This is a genomic window from Caballeronia sp. PC1 (genome assembly GCF_021353155.1).
Classification (GTDB): domain Bacteria; phylum Pseudomonadota; class Gammaproteobacteria; order Burkholderiales; family Burkholderiaceae; genus Caballeronia; species Caballeronia cordobensis.
On record NZ_JAJUBH010000003.1, the window covers coordinates 829,736 to 854,699 of the forward strand.

Here is a 24,964-nt window from a genome sequence, read left to right on the forward strand (position 1 = left end):
TTCAGGAGACGAGCATGACCGCAGCGTTCAACGACACCGCCGACGTCGTTCACTACATTCACGGCGAGCGCGTGCACGGCTCGTCCGCGCGCACGCAGCCGGTGTTCAACCCCGCGACGGGCGAGCGTCCGCGCAAGCTCGTGCTCGGCGAAGCCGCCGATGTCGATGCCGCCGTCGCGAGCGCGAAGTCCGCGTTCCCGGCCTGGCGCGACACGCCGCCGATCCGCCGCGCGCGCGTCATGCTGAAGTTTCTGGAACTGATGAACAAGCATCGCGACGAACTCGCCGCGATCATCACCGCCGAGCACGGCAAGGTGTTTTCGGATGCGCAGGGCGAAGTGTCGCGCGGCATCGACGTGATCGAATTCGCGTGCGGCATTCCGCAATTGCTGAAGGGCGACTACACCGATCAGGTTTCGACCGGCATCGACAACTGGACGCTGCGCCAGCCGCTCGGCGTCGTCGCGGGCATCACGCCGTTCAACTTCCCGTGCATGGTGCCGTGCTGGATGTTTCCGGTCGCGATCGCGGCGGGCAACGCGTTCATCCTGAAGCCGAGCGAACGCGATCCGTCGGCGTCGCTTTTCATGGCCGATCTGTTGAAGCAAGCCGGCTTGCCCGATGGCATTTTCAACGTCGTGCAGGGCGACAAGGCCGTCGTCGATGCGCTGCTCACGCACCCGCAAGTGAAGGCGATCAGCTTCGTCGGCTCCACGCCGATCGCGAATTACATCTACGAAACGGGTGCGAAGCACGGCAAGCGCGTGCAGGCGCTCGGCGGCGCGAAGAATCATATGGTCGTGATGCCGGATGCGGATCTCGATCAGGCCGTCGATGCCTTGATCGGCGCGGGCTACGGTTCGGCGGGCGAGCGCTGCATGGCGATTTCGGTCGCGCTGCTGGTGGGCGATGTCGCCGACAAGATCGTGCCGAAACTCGCCGAGCGCGCGAAGGCGCTCAAGATCAGAAACGGCATGGAGTCCGATGCGGAAATGGGCCCGATCGTCACGCGCCAGGCGCTCGAGCGTATCGAAGGCTATATCGCGCTGGGCGTGGAAGAAGGCGCGCAACTCGTCGTCGATGGGCGCGGCTACAAGGTGCCGGGCCACGAAGACGGCTTCTTCACGGGCGGCACGCTGTTCGATCACGTCACGCCGGACATGCGCATCTACAAGGAAGAGATCTTCGGGCCGGTGCTTGCCTGCGTGCGCGTGAAGGACTTCAGCGAAGCGGTCGATCTCGTCAACGAGCACGAGTTCGGCAACGGCGTCGCATGCTATACGCGCGACGGGCACATCGCCCGCGAGTTCGGACGGCGCATCGAAGTGGGCATGGTCGGCATCAACGTGCCGATTCCGGTGCCGATGGCATGGCACGGCTTCGGCGGCTGGAAGCGCAGTCTGTTCGGCGACATGCACGCGTACGGCGAAGAGGGCGTGCGCTTCTATACCAAGCAGAAGTCGATCATGCAGCGCTGGCCCGAAAGCACGGAAAAGGGCGCGGAGTTCGCCATGCCGACGGCCAAGTAAGCGTCGAACGCGTTCACGCGAGCTCGCCCGCTTTTTCCTCGCCGGAAGAAGCGGGCGATTTTTTTGGCGCGGCGCGGCCCATCTGTTCCTGCGCGTCACAACTCAAGTGCGATGGCGTCGGTTGACCGTGCGCCGCCAAGCGCGGAAGATGCACCGACAACGACGCGAAGCCAATCGACATGCAGCGGCAATTCGACGATCTCCTTCTCGGCAGCATCGAGCTTTTCTGCCTCGCGGCGGAGCTCGGCAGCTTCACGCTCGCGGCCACGGCGGCCAGCGTGACGCCCGCGGCGGTGAGCCGTTCCGTCGCGCGGCTGGAGAAGCGGCTCGACGTGCGGCTTTTCGTGCGCACGACGCGCCAGATTCGCCTGACCGATGCGGGCCGCCGCTACTTCGAGCAGTGCCGCGACGCGCTCAATCGTCTCGCGGAAGCCGAGCGCGAAGCCACCGGGCAGCAGACGAGCCCGAAGGGCGTATTGCGCATCAGCATGCCGACGCCTTACGGCCACTATCGCGTGCTGCCGCTGCTCGCGGAATTCCGCGCGCGTTACCCGGATGTCACCGTCGAAGCGCATCTGAGCAATCGCAACATCGACTTCGCGGACGAAGGCTTCGATCTCGCGATACGCGGACGCGCGCCGCGCGATTCCGGTCTCATCGCGCGCAAGCTGGAAGATGCGGAGCTCGTCGTGGTGGCGTCGCCCGGCTATCTGAAGCGCGCGGGCGTGCCAAAGACGATCGAAGACCTGATCGATCACGAATGCATCCAGTTCGAGATGCCGAGCACGGGACGCCCCGTGCCGTGGCTTTTCATGCAGAACGGCGAGCCGGTGGAAATGACGACGAACGCGAGCTACGGCACCTCCGGCGATGCGCTCGCGGGCATTCCGCTCGCGCGCAGCGGCGCGGGCCTCTTCCAGATCTATCGCTTTACCGTCGAAGACGATTTGCGCGCGGGCACGCTCACCGAAGTGCTGCGCGACTTCGGCGGATGCAGCCGGCCGTTCATCCTGCTGTATCCGCATGGCCGGCATTTATCGTCGCGCGTGCGGGCTTTCGTGGATTTCATCGTCGAGAAGCTCGTCACGCGCTGATTCATGCAACGCAGGCAACGCAGGCAACGCAAGCAACGATTACAGGACGCACAGTCATGAGCAAGAACGCATTGTTATCGCGACTCGGCATCGATACGCCGATCATTCAGGCGCCGATGGCCGGCGTGACCACGCCCGCGCTCGCGGCGGCCGTATCGAACGCGGGCGGGCTCGGCTCGCTCGGCGTCGGTGCGATGAACGCCGAGGGCGCGCGCAAGACGATCCGCGAGACGCGCGCGCTGACCGGCAAGCCGTTCAACGTCAACGTGTTCTGTCACGCGCCCGCGAAGGCCGACGCCGCGGTCGAAAAAGCATGGAACGCGTGGCTCGCACCTGTCTTCGCGCAATTCGGCGCGACGCCGCCGGAGAAGCTGAACGAGATCTATACGAGCTTCGTCGTCGATGAAGCGATGCTGAAGGTGTTCGTCGAAGAGAAGCCGGCGGTCGTGAGCTTTCATTTCGGCTTGCCGTCGAAGGAGTATATCGACGCCTTGCGCGGCGCGGGCATCACGTTGATCGCGTCCGCGACCAATGTTCGCGAGGCGGAACGGGTCGCGGCGGCGGGCATGGATGCGATCGTCGCGCAGGGCATCGAAGCGGGCGGGCATCGCGGCATCTTCGACCCGCAAGCCGACGACGACAACCTGGGCGTCTTCGCGCTCACGCGCCTGCTCGCCAGCCGGTTCGACGTGCCGGTGATCGCGTCGGGTGGCATCATGGACGGCGCGGGCATTGCGGCGGCGCTCGCGCTCGGCGCGCAGGCGGCGCAGCTCGGCACGGCGTTCGTGCCGTGCACGGAGACATCGATCGATGCCGGATACCGGCGCGCCATTCTGAGCGAGGCCGCCAACCGCACGACGTTCACGTCGGCGATCTCGGGGCGCAAGGCACGCAGTCTCGTCAACAGGTTCACGGAACTGGGCCGCGACCCGCAAGCGCCCGCGATTCCCGCCTATCCGGTGACATACGATGCGGGCAAAGCGCTGCACGCGGCGGCCAAGGCGAAGGATGAGTTCGGTTACGGCGCGCAATGGGCGGGACAGGCCGCTGCGCTCGTGCGCGAGTTGCCCGCCGCCGAACTGATGGCGCGGCTGCAGGCTGAGCTTGAGGAGAGCATCGCGGGCTTGCAGCGGTATGGGGCGCGCTGATCGTCCGCGATGTGCAGCCGCATGACCCCGCTTCAATGCGACATCAACACCGGCAGGGTCATCGACGAAAGGAATGTCTGCGTCACACCGCCGAGCACGCGTTCTTCCCAGCGCGCGTGGCCATAGCCGCCCATGACGACGAGGTCCGCTTCGATGTCGGCGGCGCGTGACAGCAGCAGTTCGCCCGCCGATGTATCGGGGGCGCGCTCGCCCACGAACACATCCGCCTTCACGCCATGCCGCGCGAGGCTCGCCGCGATATCCGCGCCGGATACGCACTCGCCGGTCATCTCGTCCCGCACCTTGCGGATGCTCGCGATGCTCACGTGCTCCGCGGTCTTCAGAAGCGGCAGGGCGTCGTGAACCGCGCGCGACGCTTCGCGGCTGCCGTCCCAGGCGATCATCGGGCGCTTGCCCACGTCGGCGAAGAACCCCGCGTAGGGCATCAGCAGCACCGGACGCCCCGACGACATGACGAGCGTCTCCGGAAAGTGCTCGCCCACGTAGGACTCGGGATCGCTCGGGTCGCTCTGCCCGGCGATCACGAGGTCCGCGCGGCCCGCATGACGCGGCACGAAAAATCCCGGCCGTTCCTGCGTCTCGATCCATTCTCCCGAAACCCCCGCGCGCGTCAGTTCCGCCCGAAAGATCCGCTCGATCGCGCCGCGCTGCTCGCGCCGCACGGCCGCATGCTCGCGGTAGTACTCAGCCGATCCCGCCATCACCGTGAATGCGTGCGGGCTCGGCTCGAAGACCGCGAACAGGCCGATCACATAGGCATCGAAACGCCGGGCCAGTTGCAGCGCCGTTTCGAGACGGGGGTGCGCGCGCACGCTGGTGTCGAGGTGCACGAGAATCGTCTTGTAGCTCATCGCACGGCTCCTTGAGAGTGCGGTTCGAACGAGGTCGAGTTTAAGAACGCGGCTACGCCAAGCGATTGACTCAGATCAACGGCGCGCGGCATCGCGCATCGTTTGACTCAGGTCAATCGCCGGAGCGCTCGCGGGAATAGAGTGGGCCCGTCCCACTCACCGCATTCCACGCGAGAGGAGCTCGAAGATGAAGGCACTGGTCTATCACGGTCCGGGAAAGAAATCGCTCGACGAGCGTCCCGCGCCGACGCTCGCCGCCGCCACCGACGCGATCGTGCGCGTGACGCACACGACCATCTGCGGCACCGATCTGCATATCCTCAAAGGCGACGTGCCGAGCTGCGAGCCGGGCCGCGTGCTGGGGCACGAAGGCGTGGGCGTGGTCGAGCAGGTCGGCGCGGCGGTGTCCGCGTTCGGGCCGGGCGATCGCGTGCTGATCTCGTGCATCTCGTCGTGCGGCAAATGCGAGGCGTGCCGGCGCGGCATGTATTCGCACTGCGCGACGGGCGGCTGGATTCTCGGCAACAAGATCGACGGCACGCAGGCCGAATACGTGCGCATCCCGCATGCGGATACGAGCCTCTATCGCGTGCCGCCCGGCGTCGAGGAAGAAGCGCTCGTCATGCTCTCGGACATCCTGCCGACGGGCTTCGAATGCGGCGTGCTCAACGGCCGCGTTCAGCCGGGGAGCACGGTCGCGATCGTCGGCGCGGGACCGATCGGCCTCGCGGCCCTGCTCACGGCGCAGTTCTACGCGCCGGCGCAGATCATCATGATCGATCGCGACAAGCACCGTCTCGAAGTCGCGCGGACCTTCGGCGCGAGCGCGTGCATCGATATCGCGCAGACGGACCCGGCGGCCGAGACGCTGCGCCTCACCGACGGTGCGGGCGTGGACTGCGCCGTGGAAGCGGTCGGCGTGCCGGCGTCGTTCGAGCTGTGCCAGGCGATCGTCGCGGCGGGCGGGACCATCGCCAACGTGGGCGTGCACGGCGTCAAGGCCGATCTGCATCTGGAGACGCTGTGGGATCGCAACATCGCCATCACGACGCGGCTCGTCGACACGGTCAGCACGCCGATGCTTCTCAAGACCGTGCGCGCGGGCCGTCTGAAGCCGAAGCAGCTCATCACGCATCGCTTCACGCTGGACCGTGTGCTCGATGCCTACGACACCTTCAGCAAGGCGGCCGAGACGGGCGCGCTGAAGGTCATCATCGAGATGGCGTGACGCCGCACAGGGAGAGGAATCATGTCGAAAGTGCTGGTGGTGTGCTACTCGCGCGGCGGCACGACGCACGCCGCGGCCACGGAACTGGCCGTGCGCCTTCACGCCGACTTCGAAGCGATCACCGAGCCGGTCGATCGCTCTGGCGCGACGGGTTGCGTGCGCGCGATGCTCGATACGCTTTTCGCGCGCGACGTGGCCTTGAATCCGCTTCAGCGCGATATCGCGGCCTATGAGATCGTCGTCATCGGCACGCCGGTCTGGGCGGGGCGGGTGAGCGCGCCAGTGCGTGCGTGGCTCGCCGCCAACCGGCGCAGGCTGCCGCACGTCGCGTTTCTCTGCACGCAGCACATGCGCGGCGATGCCGGCGCTTTCAGGGAAATGGCGCAGCTCGCCGGAAAGCAGCCGGTCGCGCGCTGCGCGCTCACGGCCGCGCACGGCGCGAAGGATCAGCGCCGCGTCATGGATACCTTCGTGGAGCGCATCGGGCGCAAGCTCGCGCGCATCGACAATCTCGAATGGGCGGTTTGAGCGCGACGCGCGCGAGCCGGAATCGTCATGTATCGGAATATCCTGGTTGCGCTCGACGGCAGCGAATCGTCGCAGCGGGCGCTCGACGAAGTGCTGCGCATCGGCGCCTCGCCGGGCACGTGCGTGCGCCTCGTGCACGTTTCGGATACGTCGGCGCTGGCGTCGTATCCGGTCCACTACCGGCGGCAGGTGCAGGGCGCGGCGCAACGCGTGCTGAACGCCGCGCAGGAACGGCTGCGCGAAGCGGGCATCGCGTGCGATTCGACGCTGGAGGAAACCCGCACGCCGGACGATTCCATCGCCCTCACGCTGCAGCGCTGCGCGGAACACATGCACGCCGATCTCGTCGTGATGGGCACGCACGGGCGCGGCGGCCTGACGCGGCTCGTGCTCGGCAGCGTCGCCGAAGCGTTTCTGCGGCGCTCGACGTGCGCGGTGCTGCTCATGCGTAGCGGGTCGCAAACCTGAGTCACACGCTCTTGAGCGCCGCCTGATCGACGATGCGCGCATCGACCACGCCCATCTTCTGCAGCCGGGAAAACATGCGGCTGTCAGGGATAGCTGCCGATTTCCTCGCGCGTCATGCGCGGCATGCGCTCAGCCGGCTGACGTTTCAGCGGCCTGTTCCGCCTCGCGTCCCGGCACGAGCAGGACCGGACAGCGCGCCACCCGCATGAAGCCCTCGGCGACGCTGCCCAGCACGAGCCGCCGCCAGCCGCGGCGCCCGTGCGTGCCCATGACCACGAGTTCGGCCCCGAAGTCTTCGGCGCACCGCGCGATGCACGCGGCGATGTCGTCGCCCGTCAGCGAAAGCTCGGCGATGCGCGGCGCGCCCGACACGCCCTCGCGCGCCATGCGCTGCACCGCTTCCGAAGTCAGGCGATGACCTTCTTCGAGCAGCGTCCGGCGGATGTCGGGATAGAACGCGGCCGTGGCGTCATAGACGACCGGGTGCAGGTCGACCACATAGAGCGCCTGCAGAACCGCATTGCCGGCGCGCGCGATCCTGATCGCCTCGTCGAACGCGTGCGCGGAGGTCGCGCTCCCATCGATCGGCGCGAGTATGCGGCTGTACATGGCGAACTCCCTGAGTGGATGGCATGCGAAGACGATGCGTCGATTCGCATCGGACGGCGTTGACCTGGATCAACCGGACGCGCGTGGGGCGAGCCCGTCGAGCGGAATATCGACATCGATGCGAAAGCCTTCGCCCGGCGCGCTGCGAAACGCGATGACGCCGCCAAGCTGCCGCACGCGCTCGCCCATGCCGAGCAGGCCGAAAGCGCTGGCCGCGCGCGGCTGGTCGAGCGCGGCACCGCGCCCGTCGTCCTCGACGGACAAGGTGCAGCGATCCGCCGCGCACGTCATGACGATGCGCACTTTGCTCGCCTGCGCATGCCGCACGACATTGGTGAGCGCTTCCTGCACGAGCCGGAATATGGAGGTGGACGCCGCCGCGTCGAATTCGGCCTCCTCACCGCCGATGTCCAGATCGATGCGAATCCCGTAACGGCGGCGAAAGTCGTTGACGAGCCAGTCGATGGCGGCGAACAGGCCGAGGTCGTCGAGCACCGGCGGTCGCAACCCCGCCGCGATCCGTCGGACCGAGGCGATGACCGTGTCGATCTGCGTTTCCATCGCGCGCGTTTGCGTCAGCGCGTGCCGCGCGAAGCCGTCCGCGCCGGGGTTCGCATCGAGCGTGGCGAGCTGCATCTTGAGCGCGGCGAGCTGTTGCCCGAGATCGTCGTGCAGCTCCCGCGCAATCGATGCGCGCTCGTTTTCCAGCGCCGTCTGAACGTGCGCCGACAACGCGCGCGCATGTTGCAGTTCGGCCAGGCGCAGGCGGTCGGTCATGTCGCGCGTGACCTTGGCGAAGCCAATCAGCGCGCCCTGCGCATCGCGCAGCGCGGTGATGACGACATTGGCCCAGAAGCGCGTCGAATCGCGGCGCACGCGCCAGCCTTCGTCCTCGACACGGCCCGTGAGCGCCGCGGCGGCCAGTTCCTTTTGCGGCTTGCCGGCCGCGATATCTTCCGGCGGATAGAAGACCGAAAAGTGCCGGCCGACGATGTCCTGCGCGTCATAGCCCTTGATGCGTTTCGCGCCGTTGTTCCAGGTCGCGACGCGGCCCTGCGCGTCCAGCAGGAAGATGGCGTAGTCCTCGACGGATTCGACCAGCAGGCGGAAATGCGCGTCGGATTGCAGCGGCGAGGCGGCGGCGGGATTGTCGGGCGTACCGTCAGGCGTGCGCATCGCGAATCTCCGGTGGCAAGGTTCTGTCACGGGCTGGGGAGCGCCGCCACTTTTTGCTGCGTCCCAGTGTAGTCGCACGGGGAAAATCCGTCACGCGCGGCTGCGACATCGGGACACTGCGGCGAATTCGCGGCGTTTGACTCAGGTCAATCGTGAAAAGGGCGAGCGTCCGTAAAGTGATTGCGTGCTCCCGCAAGTCCGGAGCAGACAAGCTCGACCGACATTCCCACCATCCGGAGTCTGTGATGCAAGCACGTGACGTAATGACTTCCAGCGTCGTTTCCGTGGCGCCCGAAACGACGATTCATGAACTGGCGAAGCTGCTCGTGCAGCACCATATCAGCGCGGCGCCCGTCGTCGACAAGGACGGGTATGTGATCGGCGTGATCAGCGAGGGCGATCTGCTACGCCGCGAAGAGATCGGCACCGAGAAAGAGGTACGCCGCCGCGCATGGTGGCTCGACATGCTCTCCGATGGCGGCGCGGCCGACTACATCAAGTCGCATGCGCGCACGGTGGGCGAGATCATGAGCCGCGATCCGGTGTGCGTGAGCGAAGACACCTCGCTCGCGGAGATCGCCGCGGTGCTCGAAAGCCGTCACATCAAGCGCGTGCCGGTGTTGCGCGAGGGGCGGCTCGTCGGCATCGTCAGCCGGTCGAATCTGGTGCAGGCGCTGGCATCGGCGCTCGTGGTCGAGTCCGCGCCCGACGCGCGGGCCAGCGACGCCGAAATTCGCGCAATGCTGATGGGCGATCTCGCGGGGCGCGGCTGGGCGTTTCCCGGACGCGATATCGTCGTGAAGGACGGCATCGTGCATCTGTGGGGAACGGTATGGTCGGGCGATCAGCTCGACGCCATGCGGATCGCGTCGGAAAGCATTCCGGGCGTGAAGCGCGTGGTGGATCACACGATTCCTTATCCGATCATGCCGGGACTTTGATGGAGCGGAAGAGTTAACGGCATCGCCGGGGCTTTCTTTAGCGTCCCGCGATGTCGCCGCGTATAAGAATGAAGAGGAAAACCACTAAAGAGGAATTTGCGGGGTAAACCCGCGTCATGTCACGCACCTGTCACGCCTGAATCGAATAATCCCCGGCGCCCGAACCCGCATGACACAGCAACGGGCCGGTCGCTCACCGCGACACGTATCGCCACGAAACCGGGGATTCACACATGACCATACGTCATCGCATAGTCTTGCTCGTCGTCCTGATGCTGACGGCGCTCGCTGCGATCGGCGGCTATGCCGTCAAGCAGACTCGCGACAGTTCAGAGGAAGTGCATCAGGTCACGCAAGGCGTCGTGCCGAGCGCGCTCGCTTCGGCCGATCTCGTTTCGCAGGTCAAGGACGTGCAGATCGCGACGATGACGCTCGTCTACGCGCCCGATGCACAGATCGCCGCGCAGGCGCGCGAGCTGCTCGCCACGCGCGAAAACACGCTCAAGGGCGCGCTCGATCTTCAGGAAAAGGCCGCTGCCAGCCCCGCGCAAAAGGGCCTCGTCGCGCAGGCACGCGAAAGTCTCGCGAATTACTTCGACGCGATCAAACAAACCGGGCAGATGCAGGAAGCCGGCAAGAGCGCATTGGCGCAGGCCTTTCTGTTCGCGAACGTCGCGCAGTACAAGGACGAGCTTCAGGGCATCGTCGAGACTTTGCGCATCGAGAAGGACCGTCAGAAGGACGCCGCTATCGACACGCTGAACGACGCGCTCGCGACGACGAGCGTGACCCTCGCGGCGGCGACGGGCGTGGCGGTCGCGATTCTCGTCGGCATCAGCGTGTTGCTCTATCGGCAGATTTCGCTGCCGCTTTCGCGCATGCAGACGATGATGAGCGAGATCGCATCGAGCCAGGACTTCACGCGCCGCGTGCCGGTGGAACGCATGGACGAGATCGGCTGCTCGATCGTCGCGTTCAACGGCATGATCGCGAAGATTCAGGAAAGCTCGCTTCAGTTGAAGCAGCGCACCGCCGACATTCAGGCGATGTTGCAGAACATGCCGCAGGGCATTCTCACAGTGGTGCCGGGCGCGGCGATTCATCCGGAATACTCCGCGTTTCTCGAAGCCATTTTCGAAACGCGCGATCTCGCGGGCCGCCCGGTGATGGATGTCGTGTTCCGCAACACGAACATAGGCAGCGACGCGCTGGCGCAAGTGGCTGCGGCCATCGATTCATGTCTCGGCGAAGACATCATGAACTTCGATTTCAACCGGCATCTGCTCGCCGATGAAGTCGTCAAGCACATGGGCGATGGCAGAAGCAAAGTGCTCGATCTGAGCTGGTCCGCGATCACGAACGAGGAAGGCGTGATCGCGCGCCTCATGCTGTGCGTGCGCCACGTGACGGAGCTGAAAGCGCTCGCGGCCGAAGCGGGCGAGCAGCGGCGCAGGCTCGACATGATCGGCGAGGTGCTCGCGATCAGCCAGGAGAAGTTCGAGCGCTTCATGCAGAGCGCGACGAGTTTTGTCGGCGAGAACGAGCGCATCATTCGCGAGCACGATATTCCGAGCAAGGAAGCGATCGCGCAATTGTTCCGCAACATGCATACCGTGAAGGGCAATGCGCGCACCTATAGCCTTCAGCATCTGACGGGCGTCGTGCACGATACCGAGCAGCGTTACGACGCGCTGCGCCAGCCGGACGGCAATGCGCACTGGAACCGCGAGGACATGATCGCCGATCTCGACCGCGTGAAAGCGGCGCTGCAAAGTTATGCGACCGTCAACGAGGTCAGTCTCGGCCGCAAGACAACGGGCGCGCGCGACGATGCGGCGAGCGATTCGACGGAGAGCGTCGAAAGCGCGCTCGATGCGCCGCTTCGATCGTTGCCTTCGCTGGCGCGGGAACTCGGCAAGGAAGCGCCGCGCGTCGACATCGACGATCACGGCTGCCGCATCGGCAAGGCGCTTTCGGACCCGCTCGCGAACGTCTTCACGCATCTCTTGCGCAACAGCATCGACCACGGCATCGAGACCGCGAGTGAACGCGTCGCGCTCGGCAAGACGGCGGCGGGCAGCATCCGGATCGAAGCGCAGATCGTGGACGATGCGTTGCGCATCGCGCTTGCCGACGATGGCCGTGGACTTGCGCTCGGCAAGATCCGCGCGAAAGCGATCGAACGCGGCTGGATCGACGCGCGCGCGCACGTTGCCGATGAAGCACTCGCGGAGTTCATTTTCCGCGCGGGATTCTCGACGGCGCAAAGCGTGACCGAAGTATCGGGACGCGGCGTCGGCATGGACGCCGTGCGCGAGTTCGTCGCGCGCGAGGGCGGGCGCATTGCGTTGCGCTTTACGGACGAGGAATGTGGCACCGCGTATCGCATGTTCGAAACCGTAGTCGCTTTGCCCGTGCATGTAGCCGTTGAAAACACGCAAGCCGTGACTGGATAAAGAAGGTGATTGCAATGGAGTACAAGTGGATGGCGGCCTGCGTGGGCGCGTTGATCGTCGTGGCGTTTCTGGTTTGGGCACGACACGGCAGAAACAGGCGTCTTGGCGAGCAGCTTGCGCAAGTGGAGGCGGTGCGGCAGCGGCTCGAAGCGATCGATGCGCCGCATCGCGACGAATTGAAAGCGTGCAGCGAGCGCGCCGATGGCATGACGGGCCTGGCCGCATCGCTGCAAAGCAGGCTCGATCGCGCGCAAGCGGAGCGCGAGGACTTGCGGCTCAAACTCGATGCGGCGCATGCGCAGGCGGACGAATGGCTGCGGCAAGCGTCCGGTATCGCCGATGAAGCCGCGCGGCTCAAAGCGCTCTCGCTCACCTTCGAGCGCTGGCATGAACAGATGATCTCGCTGATGGCGCAGAACCGCGACATGCACACGAAGAATCAGGAGCTTTCGTCGATCGTGCAGCACGTGCTGATCGTGTCGCTGAATGCTTCCATCGAGGCGGCGCGCGCGGGCGCGGCGGGGCGTGGATTTTCCATTGTCGCGAGCGAAGTGCGTGCGCTGGCCTCGCGTTCGCAGGAGTTGTCGAAGAGCTATCGCGACAGTCTGCTGCGCAACGACCTGACGACTGCCGCGACGTTTCAGGACATTCAGGCGGGCGGCAAGATGATCACCGCTTCGCTCGGTAGCGTCGAGATGCTCGCGGGCCGGTTTCAATCGACGATCGAAAAGGCGGCCGCGTGATTTCAGACGAGGCGAAGCGCAGTATCGAACAGATATTCGAGCATGCCGCGGTTTCGCGGCTGAGTCCGCGAGAACATGCGGGCATGGAGATCACACAAGTCGACGCGGCGCGGCATCGCGACACGCTGCAGCCCAATGCGCTGGTGCTGACGATATCGTCGTTCACATTCCGTATGCTTTTCGTTCTGCACTACGCGGATGATGCCGCGACGCGCGCATGTTATCCCGGCACGGACGATAACCGGTCTCTCTCCGATGGTCTGATGGAACTCGTCAACCTGTGCTGCGGCTCGATGAATCAGCAATTGATCGCGCATTTTCCCGATCTCGGCATGTCCACGCCGTATGCGTTGAGCAGCCGCTGCATCGACTTCATCGACGAACTCAGGCCCGATCACGTCTGGTTCTATGACCTGCGGCCGTGCGAATCGGCGCGCCTGGGCGTCACGCTTTGCGTGTGCGCGAAGGCGGCGATTGACTTTTCGTCGGGCGAGATGGAAGAGCAGGGCGAAGGCGAACTCGAACTGTTCTGACGTAAGCAACATCAAGCAACACAATTCGAAATGACACGCGCCTCCGAGGCGCAAGGATAAGCACTCATGGCCAAGGTTTTGATAGTGGACGATTCCAGCACGGTTCGCGATGAAGTCGCGGGCTTCCTGAAGAACAACGGACTCGACGTGGCGACTGCCGTGGACGGCAAGGACGGCCTCGCGAAGTTGCGCGCGGATGCGGGCATTCGCCTCACCGTCAGCGATGTGAACATGCCGAACATGGACGGCCTGACGATGGTCGAGAAGATTCGCGGCGAGCTTGCGAATCAGACGGTCAATGTGATCATGCTCACGACCGAAAGCAGCCCGGCGATGAAGGAACGTGGCAAGGCAGCGGGCGTGAAAGGATGGATCGTCAAGCCGTTCAAGGGCGACGCGGTGATTGCGACATTCACGAAACTGGCCTCGTGAGCAGAGACGCTACGCGCTAGAGTTGTGCCTCGATCGCGGCTTTATCGATGACTGACCATACGCGTTCTATTTTTCCATCGCGGAATTCATAAAACACGTTCTCGCAAAACGACACGCGCTTGCCGTCGATGTCGAGGCCGAAGAAACGCGACTTCGGCGTGCATTCGAACTGCAATCGGCACGCGATGAGCGGCGGCTGTGCAATCAACAGTTGAATGTCAAAGACAAGATCGGGAATCTCGCGGACATCTCTTTCCAGCATCGCCCGGTAGTCATCGACTGTGAGCGCACGTCCGTTGTAGTGCAGGTTGTCATGTACGAACGTGCCGAGCTTCTGCCAGTCTCGCGCATTCAAGCAGGCGATGTATGCACGATAGAGATCCGAAAGCGCTGATGTGTTCATGTTGTCCTTGTCTGCGATAGCTTTGCGATAAGCGGCCTCGCGCGAGGCGCGGCCCGCGGTCGAAGTCGTGAGGGCAGTGTACGGCTGCCCAAAAGAGCCCGGTGCTAGCGTGCAAACAAAATCTGTTCTTCGGAAAACATCTAGATAGCTGATTTGATTGATCTTTTTAAAAGCGCATGCAAGCTGTCTGGGCAAATAAATCTGAACTCACCCTTGACACTTCCTTGCTCAAACTTGCAAACAGAATCTGTTCTGAACTTAATAGGGCTCACCTAGACAAGCTCAACTGGCGCGCCGTGTTGTTCGCGACAAAAGGCAAATGACATCACGTCCATGCGTTTAAGCCGTTCGCGCCGGTGCGAACGGCTTAAACGCAGTCTAAGAACCAGAAACTACATACCGCGGTTCTGCCTTAGCTCAGTAGTGCAGCATTGACTGGCTCAACGGTGCGATATGCTGAGCCGGGAACGATCGCGCAAAAAGGCGAGCGGGGCTTGCGTTCATCTTCGCATTTGCTCGGACGTTGGACCCGCTGCGATGACGACCGGATCGCACCGTGTTCTTCGAATGCGTTTACCTTCTTGAGCCAGCGTCGTTATCTCTTGCATGGTCTACGAGCCGGTCATCGGCGTAATGCCGGCGAGACGAGCACCATGTGCCGCTATCATCTCACGTGCGTTTGAATACGTGGAACAACTACGCACCCTCTGGGGGGCAAGGCCCGCAGATGCACTCTCACGCAAAGTCGCTGCTGTCTGTCGCTTGGTCGGTATCCGAAACGGACCGCTGAATCAAGCCTTGGCGGCTTGAGTTAGAGCCAGAGTTTGGAGACGATGAATATCTCGATACGTGCGTGGAGTTCGAGTTAAGCGAGCGGTTCTATCCGATAGCGTGTGCGTGGGTTGTGAAGGCAAAATTGGGAAGCCGCGTTGTTGCGATTTGTTGGATGTTGAGGCTGTCGGGTGGCATGCAGAGGGGCAGCTAGCCAGGTAGCGATTACGTCGGTCTGCGAGCATCGTAAAATCGTGCCTCATCATTTCAGAATTCCGTCATGTTCGATATCTCGCCCGCCGACGTTGAACAACTCAACGACGTTGATTTGCGCGAACTGGTTGCACGGTTGTGCGAAGCCGAGTTAACCCTCCACAGCTTGTCGCCAGCGGCTGTCACTTGGGGTGGCGCGCAGACAGCTGCCGACGGTGGTTTGGACGTCAAGGTAGACCTGCCGGACGGGACGCTAATCGATGGGTTTGTCCCTCGAGGTGTCACGGGCTTCCAGGTCAAAACGCCCGATATGCCCCGAGCGGCAATTCTGAAAGAGATGCGTCCTGCAGGCGTCGTGAGGCCGTCTATCGAGAAGCTGGCTTTGGCAAAAGGCGGGTACGTCATCGTAAGCTCACAGGGCTCAGTCGCGTACAGCGCGTTGGAGGCTCGCCGCTCGGCCATGCGGGAAGCATTGAACGATGTTCCCGGTGCAGAAGCGCTACACACCGATTTCTACGACCGCACACGGTTAGCGTCATGGGTTCGATGCCACGCCGGCGTCATTGCTTGGGTGAGAGCCAAAATTGGCAGATCGGTGACCGGGTGGCAAGCGTATGGCGCCTGGAGCGGTGCAGCAGAATCCCGAGACGCTGAATATCTGCTCGACGACAAGCTGCGTTTGCATTTTGGTGACAGTGCGGCGAGCGCGTCGTGCCAACTTTCCGACGGCATCGACAGGCTGCGCGAGCAGCTTGCACAACCCGGAAGAATAGTGCGACTGGTCGGGCTTTCTGGTGTTGGGAAGACTCGCCTGGTCCAAGCGCTCTTTGATTCCAGAGTCGGAAATTGCGCGTTACCTCAGTCGTGGGCCATCTACACGGACCTCGCCGATGATCCTAGTCCGCAGCCAATCGGCCTCGCGACAGACTTGATGGCGAGACGGATGCGGGCGATCCTTATTGTTGACAACTGTCCTCCTGAGCTTCATGCGCGGCTGGCCAAGCTGTTCAGCGGACCGGAGTGTTCGCTCAGTGTGATTACGGTTGAGTACGACGTTCGTGAAGATCAGCCCGAACGAACTCGAGTCGTTCGCCTCGATACGTCTTCAAACGAGCTTATCGAGAAGCTTGTCAAGCGCCGCTTCGGTTTCCTGTCGGCGGTTGATGCGCGCAGCATAGCCGAAGCTTCAGGAGGGAATGCACGTATTGCGATTGCCTTGGCCGAGACCGTCGAAGCTTCGGAGAGCATCGCGGGACTGACGAGTGAAGAGTTGTTCGAAAGGCTATTCCGGCAGAGGCACGCTTCGAACGAAGCTTTGCTTGACACTGCAAAGGCTCTATCGCTCGTGTACTCGTTCGACGGAGAGACATTGACGGGTATAGAAGCGGAATTGCCCCGGTTGGCGACGCTTGCCGACCAGACGGCCAGACAGACCTATCGCTACGTTGCGGAGTTGCATCAACGCCAACTCCTGCAAAAGCGCGGACTTTGGCGAGCCGTCTTGCCCCACGCTATCGCGAACCGACTTGCCGCTCGCGCTTTAACGGAAATACCTTACCAGACGATTGCCGAGCAATTGCTCACCGACGGAGCGGCACGACTGGCTCAATCCTTCTCGCGGCGGCTTTCATATCTGCATGAGCAGCAAGCCGCCGTCTCAATCGTCAAGCGCTGGCTTGCGGCCGATGGATTGCTTGGGGACATAGCAGAATTTGATTCTGTCCATTCAGCGATGTTCGTTAATGTCGCGCCTGTGGTACCCGAAGCGACGCTGGGCTCTCTTGAACGCCTTGGGCAGGGCGATCAAGACGCTGCGCGAGCGATGTGGCATCACTATCGCCGCCTATTGTGGTCTTTGGCATACGACGCAGAGTTGTTTGAGAGAAGCGTTACCCTATTGGTGCGAGTTGCCGTCGAATCCACTGACCACGCCGCTGTCAAGGAAGCGTCTGATACTTTCGAGTCGCTCTTTGCACTTTATCTTTCTGGTACACACGCCACGGCGGAGCAACGAATCGCGGTTATTGAACGCTTGCTTAGCTCACGCGAAGAAAGAGCTATCGACCTTGGAATTGCGGCGCTGAATAAGATGCTCAAAAGTATCCATTTCTCCTCGTTCGAAAGCTTCGATTTCGGAGGGCGGTCTCGGGATTTTGGCTATTGTCCTAAAAATGTCGCTGACCGGGATGCGTGGTATTCGAAGGCGCTTTCAGTGGTCGATCGGTATTCACGCCCAGAGCACAAGGCATCGACTCGAATACGGTCACTGCTCGCTAGCAATATCCGTGGTCTATGGATGACGGGACAAAGTCAAACCGTTGAGCAGCTCAGCCAAGAAATTGCGAAGCGCGGTTTCTGGCGGGAAGGTTGGATAGCGTGCCGCAGTTTTCTGACTTTTCCTGGCGATAAGCTGACGGGAGAGCTGAAATCCGGCTTGCAAAGGCTTGAACGCCAACTCGCGCCTACACACCTTGTAGATAAGGTGCGCGCGGTCGTCCTGGGATCGGGAGGTTCCATGCTAGGCATTGGCGAGGACGAACTTGACATCGAGTTCGACGCACACGAGGCGATCACGCGCATGACTGACTTGGCGAGGGCGCTAGGTCGGGCGGTCGCTGAGGATGAGAAAATCTTCGAAAGCCTGCTTCCGGAATTGATCTTGGGTGGCCCCAGAGTTTTCGATTTTGGGCTTGGGCTCGCTGATGGAACGCTTGACCTCAATACACTTTGGCTTCGGTTGGTGACGTCGGCTAGCGATTGCTCGCCAGCGGCAACGAACGTCCCGTTGGCGCGCGGCGTTTTGGCGAGTTGCTGGGCGAGAGACCAAGCTCTCGCTAATCAGTGGCTTGACGACACTGTAGAGCGTTCGAGCATGCGCGACCTTTTGCCAGCGCTGCAAATCACAGTGGGACTGGACGAGCGGGGACTTCGTCGGTTACAGCGTGCACTTTCTTTGGGAACCGCCGTTGCGGCGTTTGAGCCATTGGCTCAGAGCGATTCGACGAGGGCTTTAGACGGACTTGCGTTCAAAGAACTTATCGAGTCGATTGCGACCCGCCATGACGGATGGACGACCGCGCTAAATGTCTTGCACACTCGGTTGTTTCTCGACGGCTATACGAACGATGCCCACGACAAGAACGTTCTTTGGACAGCTCGCGAATTGCTCGCAAACATAAAGATTCAGAGATGGAGTGAGCGAACAAACTATGAGGTAATCGAGACCATCAGGCATTGCTTGCAAGGGCAGGAGGCAGCGGAGGTCACGAGCATGGTCGTCTCCGAGTTGAAGGCAGCGGTCGCCGAGTCGAGGCTTTATTGGTTGGAAACATCTTCGTTGCTAACCGCGCTGTTGCAAGCTCAACCAATAGCGGTGCTCGATACGCTTTTCGCTGTAGAGCCGGAAGTTAGACCCGAAGTCATCAATCACTGGGTTGAAGGGAATACATTGCCGTTCGACGCCGTGTCGACCGACGATATGCTCAATTGGTCCGAGAAGGACGCGGACCAGCGGTTCCCGATTGCGGCTGGACTCATCAAGTTTGACGAGCGTCTATCAGATGGCAGTCTTGGTTGGACCAGAACTGCGAAGGCGCTTTTGAGTCGTGCGAGCGATGTTCGGAAAGTCGTCGCTGTCTTTATCGAACGCTTTCGGCCGACGAGTTGGAGCGGATCCTACGCGGCCATCCTGGAGGCAAATTCCAAGCTTCTGGAATCAATAGATGATCTTGTTCCGACGGACCTTATTCCGTTCATCGTCGAGGCGAAAGCTGCACTAACACGTGAAATCGTCGATCGGAGAGCGTCTGAGACGAATGAGGAGCGCGCGCGCGACGAAAGATTCGAGTAATGCGAATCCGTTATCAGATGTCTCGTTCGTAACAGCGAGAGCTTTGGAAAGACGCTGCGATGTGATGCGCCGACGCCGACCTCGAAAGCCTCAAGCTCACATCAGTGGGCTAATCGGGGCGGTCTCGAGAGGACGGCTGCGGCCAAAGCCGAGAAACGCGCGTTGAACAGGCAGGAGGTTTTACCCGTCACGATTGGGACCAAGACTTCAATGCGCAATGTTGTGGGGTGGGCTATCGGCAGGCTACCTGATGGGCAACGCTAATCGGGTAATTTCGCACCGATAGTCTATACTTCGCCCGCGCTGAGTTCCGCGCCAATTCTTGAGTTAAAAGCAGAATTGCAGTGATAGCCGCGGTGTTTCTCGCTTCGATCGCAGCTTGCACGCAGATTTCGAGAAAGGTATGGCGTCCCTTCTATGGAGGCTGCAATCTTAGTGGATGCCGCGCGATCTTTTTCGATGATGCCACTGCCAAGCTTGGGGCTAGTTGTCATGTGTCGGGAAATCAGATCTGTTGGGAATTCTGTTCGCGTCGAAATCCATGTGCTTGCGTATCGATGACCGCAGCCTGTTTGAGCTGCTAGGCGTCTGACAAAGTTGTGGACCGCCTGGTAAGCAATTACATCGTGGGTCGGCGTCGCCAGTTCATGAAGTCCTTCAGGCCCTCAGAGGACGAGATGACAGCAAAAGAACAATTTTCTTCGACGCGGCTTTCGCGGGCAGCTGCGCTTTTGGAAGAAAGCCGCATGCTCATAAGTCTGCCATCTTCACAAATAGTGGCCGCCTTCAATGCTATTTATTTGTGCTGCCTGCACTGCGAAGAGTTGAGCCCACGCTCGGTGCTCAATCGCGGAAATGGAGACTCCGATATTGTCTTGGCGGTTGCAAACTTGATTGCGGATTCGAGACTACCCCCTCGGCGGTTTGATGACCACTTGGCCGCGTGACTGTTTCAAGGTAGGCGATTGTGCGGAGTGACGTGATGTTTCGCGGGAAAGCCGGGCCGCCAGCGCGCCGCTGACTTTGGCGTCCGCGGCTGCACGGAAACGGCCATACAATTCATGGCAGCTTCCGACGTAGCTCGCGACTCGCTATGTCGTCAATGTGGCGAAAAGCCGGGGCGACTGCGGCGATGTCCCTAGCCGAGAGCCTATACTGCTCGAAGCTCTGTCGCCATCCTCGGAGGACTTCCCAGATCTCGGAAACCAGCTCACACGCTGTAGCCTCCGAAATGTCGAACTCGCCGCACGCGCTGACCGCGTTGTCGAGGGTGGCGTGACGGCCGCTGGCACCTAGCGAGAGGTGAAGATATCGGTCGCTTGCGACACTTGGTCGTGGCATCAGGTCGAAGGCTGGGCTCAGCCGCCAGCCAGCTACCGAGGCATCCCAGATGAATCCCGTGTTGCGCAGATGTGCGTCGTCGTTGCTCACAAATACGTCGAAGACTGCTCGTTTAAATAACTCCTCTACGTCTGACTTCGTCACCTTTGCGCTGCAGAACGCATACATCGCTCTAACGATGTCACCGTAGCTACAATGCCGCGAGCTCATCTCGTCGCACCCCACGAGCGTCAGCGCGCTCGCATAGGGGATGCGGTAAACCTCCCATCCTGCCTGGGTCTTGGCTTCGGGGCACTCTGGATAATACATCCGCCGTCGGTCGAAGCGGCGGCTGAGCATCACGTGGCGCCGGTCAAGTACGTGCTGTAGCGGCCCGTGTCGGTCGCCGATTTCGAGAAGCATGACCAGAGCGGCGCTGAGTCCGGCCCGCGTAGCGAGCCGCTGGGTTGCCCATTCGATAGCGGGCACATTGAGCCGGTCGTTGACGCTCGGGAATTTTGCAATCCACTCCACCCCGTCCCTGTCGCGGACGGCCGCTTTCGGCCTAGCCCCGCCAAGGCTCGCACCGCAATCGAAAAGGCTCCGTAGGTCGCTCGGGACCCGCTGCCCGTGTTCTATCAGTGCGGCTGCTTCGGCTAACTCCGGCAGATAGCCCAGGTTAGCTGGCTCGGTCAGCTCCAGCGGGGCGATAGCAGGTCTGAAGTCCAAAGCGCCGGCGCGGTCGTGGCCCGAATGCAGAAGATATTCAGACTCTGAGAGCCCGTTGAGGGGCGCGTTAAGTTTGTTCTCGATGACTCGGCGCCCCCAAGCGTCCGGCATGGCATCTCGGATGCCGCCGAACTGCGGCAGGAAATTGGGTGGGTGGAGCACCCTTCCGGCGATGCTGGTAGCGTATCTGAGTGATAGGGCGACGGGGTCGACATCGAACGCATCTTCGCGTTCAAGATAGCGGCGCGCATATTTGAAGGCGGACCCAGTGAGTACCGTGGCCTGCTCAGTCATCGATAGCTGACCGCAAGGCTCCCATTCGCCACCAATGTGCGCGATAACCTCGAACTCGCTTGTTTGGGTATTCATTAGATGCCTCCACATCGGAACAGCGGTCACGCGCCGACTGCGCGTGCGTACTGACGCACGGCTCGATATCCGGCGTTGCGCCGCATGACTTGCGGCAGCGTTTTGTTGCCGAGACTCTAGAACGCGTAGACAAGCTCGAAGATTGTTGTCCTCAGGTCTTGTCGAGGATTCATCGTTTGGATCACACGCGCAATCCTTGCTGCCAATCTGTCTTGACGGAGAAAAAAGCGCGGGATAAAGCGCGCGGCACCCGATGTGCACTTTGACGACAGTCCCATCTCGCACTCGCTCGCGCAGCGCTCCGAATGACGCGTCTGCCTGCCTCTCGAATAGGAATGCCGTGAGCAGGTAGTGTGTGCGGACAAGACGGCGTCGCGCTCGCCTCACTGGACGCATCGCCTCTGGGTCGGGTGTATCTCCTAGCTCAGCGATGTGCTTGTGACGGTTCGTGGTCGGCGTCCTCTCCATGCTCTCAAGAATCCGGCAATGACTTCCGGGCTGCAAGGTTGCTGACCACAGCGTCTGCAACCTCGGCAATGATCATAGGTCTGTCTTGCAGTTCAGATGGCAGAGTCACACGGTGCTCCCTCTCACTCGCGACCGTGGCGCGGATTTGAGTGGCGTCTATCTCCACGTCGACGCATGCTTCTACCTCCGCCAGGCCGCGACCGGCCATGTGACGCTCAATGAGGATGAGTAGTGTCCGCCGCGCCCGGGGCGCCTGATGGGGGTAGCAATACTCCGGCGCACGGGGCGCTTCGAGCGCGCGACCCCATATGGGCCGTCTAGCGTCGCTTTCCATTGCCGTCATGAACAAAGGACAACTTTCGGGCGGCTACCAAATCTTGTCGGCGCTTCGAAGACTTTCAAGAATGTGCGGCATGCCTCCGCTGCCGTTGCCGCAGCAAGCTGACAGACTTTACGGTAGTGACTGTGCTGTTCGCCTTGACTGAGTATCTCGAGCAGCCAGCGCGCTTCGCGCACAGCCCGAATCCGCCTTTCGGTAACGGTGAGCAGGGAAGACCTCTTGATTGGTCGGACTGCCACTCGTAGCAAGCGCGATAAAACCGGCCCTCAATGCTCGGAGTGCAAGATGCCCTTTGGTCGTCAAACCAGCTGTGTCTTAGGGTAAGAGTCTTTATGCAAAGCGTGACCGACAATGGGCGTCGCAATCAACGACGAGAGCAAGAGGCGTCATCTAGGAGGAACAGCGGAGATGCATGCTTTCCGGAGGCCCGATGACGAATGCTGGGGAACCGAGCGTCTTTTGTTTGACTTTTTGGCCCGAGTTTGGCGTGAGTTAACTCACGCTGTGACAACACTATAGGCGAACCCGAAAAATACGCAAGCTGACCTGAAAAAAGCTCAACGCGACGCGGCTGCACCGGCTAGTTTGGCGTCGTTCACGGAAGAAGCATCAGGGAACGCCAGTGTGCTCAATTAAACGAACACCATAAACGAATCGAGGCGGCATCCAAAATGACTGCGCGAATTGCTCGTTAAATCGCACAAAACTCACCTAATGTTCGATTTCACGAGCATGTTTTGGGTTTGTTAATCGGCAATATTCTTTTGGGCAATTGGACTAAACGTTCACCGATGACGCAGCGCTCGCCGCCGCCATGCTCGATCGACTGTTGTGTCACGCTCATGTTGTAGCCATCGCAAGAACTATCGACCCTGCGACAAGCGGATCTGGTCGAAATAGACAACTACGATGAAGGAGAACAGCGCGAACACAGTGCGGTCGGCACCGCAGTAACACTACAACCTAATGTGTCAAAACTGAAGTGCCGATGCCGTTAGAAGGCGTATCAATTCCGGAGTGCCGCTAACAATAATTCAGTCCAAGAATTTAGTCGCACCCCTTCCGGTCACTTTTGAGCAGCGCTTACGTGTCCGTGGAAAAGTGCTTCCCCGATTCTTGTAACCAGCCCCACTACCAAGGCATTGCCCATTAACATAGCGCGAGCGACGTCGCTGACACCGGAGACGTCGGTGAACCCACGCGGGAACCCGTTGAGTTCTTCGAGCTCATCCGGAGTTAGTCGCCGGAGCCTTCCCGATTGGCTCGCCACGACATGCTTGGTCCGTGTTGCGCTGGTTCCCCCTTCGGATGTAATAATGGTTCTGGAAGGTCGGTTGAGTGGGTCCGGGAACGCCATTGCCCCTTCCGAGTATTCATACTCAAACCCATCCTTGACGCGGAGAGCCTTCTTCGCCGCTTTTGCTACCATCCACTTGGGTTTGTCAGCGTCAGATACGTAGAAATCTGTCGGAACAGGGCCGGTCTTACGAACGACATCTCCCAATGTCAATGCGTCAATACAGCCGGTGAACTCTGAAAAATCAGTAAGCACGGCAGGTTTAACCTGCGAAGTCCATACATAGCCATCGAGCATCAGGCCAGCATTTTCGAAACGCGTTTTGCCATTCGAAAGCGCTCGATACGACATCTGCTCCTGGAACGGGTCGTTGCGTACGCGAAAAGCGGGGGCCGTACTATCGTACTGATTTACAGGATTGGCCGGTAGGGCGCGAGTGAGGATAGACCGTGCAAACCAGTCAACCGGGTTCGCATTCATATCTCGCTTCGCTTTTTGAAAGACATCAGTACTTTCGTGATATGCAACGATGAAAGTACGGCGTCGACGTTGTGAAAATCCGTAGTCCGCGGCGTTCACTACACGCCATTCGGCCGCGTACCCAAGCTGGCACAACGTGGACAAAACCATGGAAAAGTCTCGGCCTCGGCAGAGAGCCGGAGACGAAATTAACCGGTCCACGTTTTCGAGAATGAGATATTTGACGGGCTTTCCGTCGGCAAGTCGCTGCTTGAGCAACTCTGCAATCGACCACCAGAGGACGCCTTTCTTACCCGCGATGCCTTCCGATTTCGAGAGCGGTTTGGCGACAGAGTAGTCTTGGCAGGGGAAGCCGCCGACCACGACATCTGGGTCCGCAACGCGGATGGCATCGCGTCCTGCGTCGGAACTCAAGACGGTCGCAATGTCCTCGTTCAGGTGGATGTCACCCGACCAGCGGGCTTTGTACACGTTGCTTGCGTGCTGTACCTTGCGGCTGGGTTCGAACTGATTGCTGAGATTGACGTGGAACGGGCATCCATGTACCCGCTCGAGACCGAGTCTAAAGCCGCCGACACCTGCAAAGAGTTCCATTGTATTGAGACGAATTGAAGAATTAACTGAAGACACCGTTTTTCCAAAGTTGGGGAGGTGTCCAGTTAAGGGAGCGGTGTTTAAACGCTCCAAGTCGTCAGCGCGCTGCTGGTTTTAGGTTTTCACTGGTGAGAATTGGAGAAACGCCGGCCGCGCAGCAGCTTTAGGCGCTGCGCATGCGGCTTCGACGTCGGGTGACGATGTGAACCGGCTCAATCGCGGTCGACTACGTCGAGGCGGCACTGATCCGTGAGCAGGTGGACGGCGCTCTTGCCGCTGTTTATGTGCTTTCAGATTTCGGTGCAACGGTAGGCTGCCGGTGGAATCCTTTGTTGCTCGACTCCCTCGAGGGACCGTTGGCAGCGGCGAAGTT

At 61.2% G+C, this 24,964-nt stretch carries 19 protein-coding genes; 13 read left to right on the forward strand and 6 right to left on the reverse strand.

Features of this window, described 5'->3' with window-relative positions; all coding sequences use genetic code 11:
* Nucleotides 1–14: 14 nt before the first annotated feature.
* From LY284_RS28510 to LY284_RS28520, 3 genes are all read left to right on the forward strand, one after another.
* Nucleotides 15–1,529, forward strand: a complete 1,515-nt coding sequence (locus LY284_RS28510; RefSeq protein WP_045461592.1) for a CoA-acylating methylmalonate-semialdehyde dehydrogenase — start codon at nucleotides 15–17, stop codon at nucleotides 1,527–1,529.
* 179 nt (nucleotides 1,530–1,708) lie between these two features.
* Nucleotides 1,709–2,623 (forward strand): LysR family transcriptional regulator, encoded by a 915-nt coding sequence (locus tag LY284_RS28515; protein ID WP_014252758.1) that lies wholly within the window; start codon nucleotides 1,709–1,711, stop codon nucleotides 2,621–2,623.
* A gap of 56 nt (nucleotides 2,624–2,679) precedes the next feature.
* Nucleotides 2,680–3,771: a nitronate monooxygenase family protein gene (locus tag LY284_RS28520; protein ID WP_233389574.1), complete on the forward strand. Its 1,092-nt coding sequence runs from the start codon at nucleotides 2,680–2,682 to the stop codon at nucleotides 3,769–3,771.
* Nucleotides 3,772–3,803: 32 nt separating this feature from the next.
* Here the strand turns inward: LY284_RS28520 and LY284_RS28525 are convergent, their stop codons facing one another.
* Entirely contained in the window at nucleotides 3,804–4,643 is an 840-nt protein-coding gene (locus tag LY284_RS28525) for a universal stress protein (RefSeq protein ID WP_233389575.1), read from the reverse strand.
* Nucleotides 4,644–4,830: 187 nt separating this feature from the next.
* On the opposite strand from LY284_RS28525, the gene LY284_RS28530 reads away from it, so the two are divergent.
* The 3 genes from LY284_RS28530 to LY284_RS28540 are packed head-to-tail and all read left to right on the forward strand — an operon-like array spanning nucleotide 4,831 to nucleotide 6,867.
* The gene (locus tag LY284_RS28530) at nucleotides 4,831–5,871 is read left to right on the forward strand and encodes a zinc-dependent alcohol dehydrogenase family protein (RefSeq protein ID WP_077161172.1); all 1,041 of its coding nucleotides are present in this window, start codon (nucleotides 4,831–4,833) and stop codon (nucleotides 5,869–5,871) included.
* Nucleotides 5,872–5,892: 21 nt separating this feature from the next.
* Nucleotides 5,893–6,399 (forward strand): NAD(P)H-dependent oxidoreductase, encoded by a 507-nt coding sequence (locus LY284_RS28535; protein ID WP_233389576.1) that lies wholly within the window; start codon nucleotides 5,893–5,895, stop codon nucleotides 6,397–6,399.
* Between the two features lie 27 nt (nucleotides 6,400–6,426).
* Entirely contained in the window at nucleotides 6,427–6,867 is a 441-nt protein-coding gene (locus tag LY284_RS28540; RefSeq protein WP_233389577.1) for a universal stress protein, read from the forward strand.
* A 129-nt stretch (nucleotides 6,868–6,996) separates the two neighbouring features.
* Here the strand turns inward: LY284_RS28540 and LY284_RS28545 are convergent, their stop codons facing one another.
* Entirely contained in the window at nucleotides 6,997–7,476 is a 480-nt protein-coding gene (locus LY284_RS28545; protein ID WP_014252753.1) for a universal stress protein, read from the reverse strand.
* Nucleotides 7,477–7,545: 69 nt separating this feature from the next.
* Complete coding sequence (locus LY284_RS28550; RefSeq protein ID WP_233389578.1) at nucleotides 7,546–8,652, reverse strand: PAS domain-containing sensor histidine kinase; 1,107 nt, start codon at nucleotides 8,650–8,652, stop codon at nucleotides 7,546–7,548.
* Nucleotides 8,653–8,897: 245 nt separating this feature from the next.
* On the opposite strand from LY284_RS28550, the gene LY284_RS28555 reads away from it, so the two are divergent.
* The 5 genes from LY284_RS28555 (at nucleotide 8,898) to LY284_RS28575 (ending at nucleotide 13,757) form a co-directional block, all read left to right on the forward strand.
* Nucleotides 8,898–9,593 (forward strand): CBS domain-containing protein, encoded by a 696-nt coding sequence (locus tag LY284_RS28555; RefSeq protein WP_014252751.1) that lies wholly within the window; start codon nucleotides 8,898–8,900, stop codon nucleotides 9,591–9,593.
* 233 nt (nucleotides 9,594–9,826) lie between these two features.
* Complete coding sequence (locus tag LY284_RS28560) at nucleotides 9,827–12,049, forward strand: ATP-binding protein (protein WP_233389579.1); 2,223 nt, start codon at nucleotides 9,827–9,829, stop codon at nucleotides 12,047–12,049.
* Between the two features lie 14 nt (nucleotides 12,050–12,063).
* Nucleotides 12,064–12,792 carry a methyl-accepting chemotaxis protein gene (locus tag LY284_RS28565; protein WP_233389582.1) on the forward strand — a complete coding sequence of 243 codons (729 nt, stop codon included), beginning with the start codon at nucleotides 12,064–12,066 and terminating at the stop codon, nucleotides 12,790–12,792.
* A gap of 83 nt (nucleotides 12,793–12,875) precedes the next feature.
* A complete protein-coding gene (locus LY284_RS28570) occupies nucleotides 12,876–13,325 on the forward strand; it encodes a hypothetical protein (RefSeq protein WP_233389584.1) in 450 nt (149 codons plus the stop codon).
* A gap of 66 nt (nucleotides 13,326–13,391) precedes the next feature.
* Nucleotides 13,392–13,757, forward strand: coding sequence for a response regulator (locus LY284_RS28575; protein WP_233389586.1), 366 nt, complete (start codon nucleotides 13,392–13,394; stop codon nucleotides 13,755–13,757).
* 16 nt (nucleotides 13,758–13,773) lie between these two features.
* Here LY284_RS28575 and LY284_RS28580 read toward each other — a convergent pair whose 3' ends face one another.
* Nucleotides 13,774–14,160 carry an ester cyclase gene (locus tag LY284_RS28580; RefSeq protein ID WP_233391049.1) on the reverse strand — a complete coding sequence of 129 codons (387 nt, stop codon included), beginning with the start codon at nucleotides 14,158–14,160 and terminating at the stop codon, nucleotides 13,774–13,776.
* 1,051 nt (nucleotides 14,161–15,211) lie between these two features.
* Between LY284_RS28580 and LY284_RS28585 the strand changes: the two genes are divergently transcribed.
* Nucleotides 15,212–18,994 carry a hypothetical protein gene (locus tag LY284_RS28585; RefSeq protein ID WP_008348924.1) on the forward strand — a complete coding sequence of 1,261 codons (3,783 nt, stop codon included), beginning with the start codon at nucleotides 15,212–15,214 and terminating at the stop codon, nucleotides 18,992–18,994.
* Nucleotides 18,995–19,671: 677 nt separating this feature from the next.
* Nucleotides 19,672–19,941: a hypothetical protein gene (locus LY284_RS28590; protein WP_144403626.1), complete on the forward strand. Its 270-nt coding sequence runs from the start codon at nucleotides 19,672–19,674 to the stop codon at nucleotides 19,939–19,941.
* Between the two features lie 112 nt (nucleotides 19,942–20,053).
* On the opposite strand, the gene LY284_RS28595 is transcribed toward LY284_RS28590, so the two are convergent.
* Both LY284_RS28595 and dcm read right to left on the reverse strand, forming a co-directional pair.
* A complete protein-coding gene (locus LY284_RS28595) occupies nucleotides 20,054–21,412 on the reverse strand; it encodes a type II toxin-antitoxin system HipA family toxin (protein ID WP_008348921.1) in 1,359 nt (452 codons plus the stop codon).
* A gap of 1,874 nt (nucleotides 21,413–23,286) precedes the next feature.
* Nucleotides 23,287–24,627 carry a DNA (cytosine-5-)-methyltransferase gene (gene dcm / locus LY284_RS28605; RefSeq protein WP_144403625.1) on the reverse strand — a complete coding sequence of 447 codons (1,341 nt, stop codon included), beginning with the start codon at nucleotides 24,625–24,627 and terminating at the stop codon, nucleotides 23,287–23,289.
* Nucleotides 24,628–24,964: the final 337 nt, after the last annotated feature.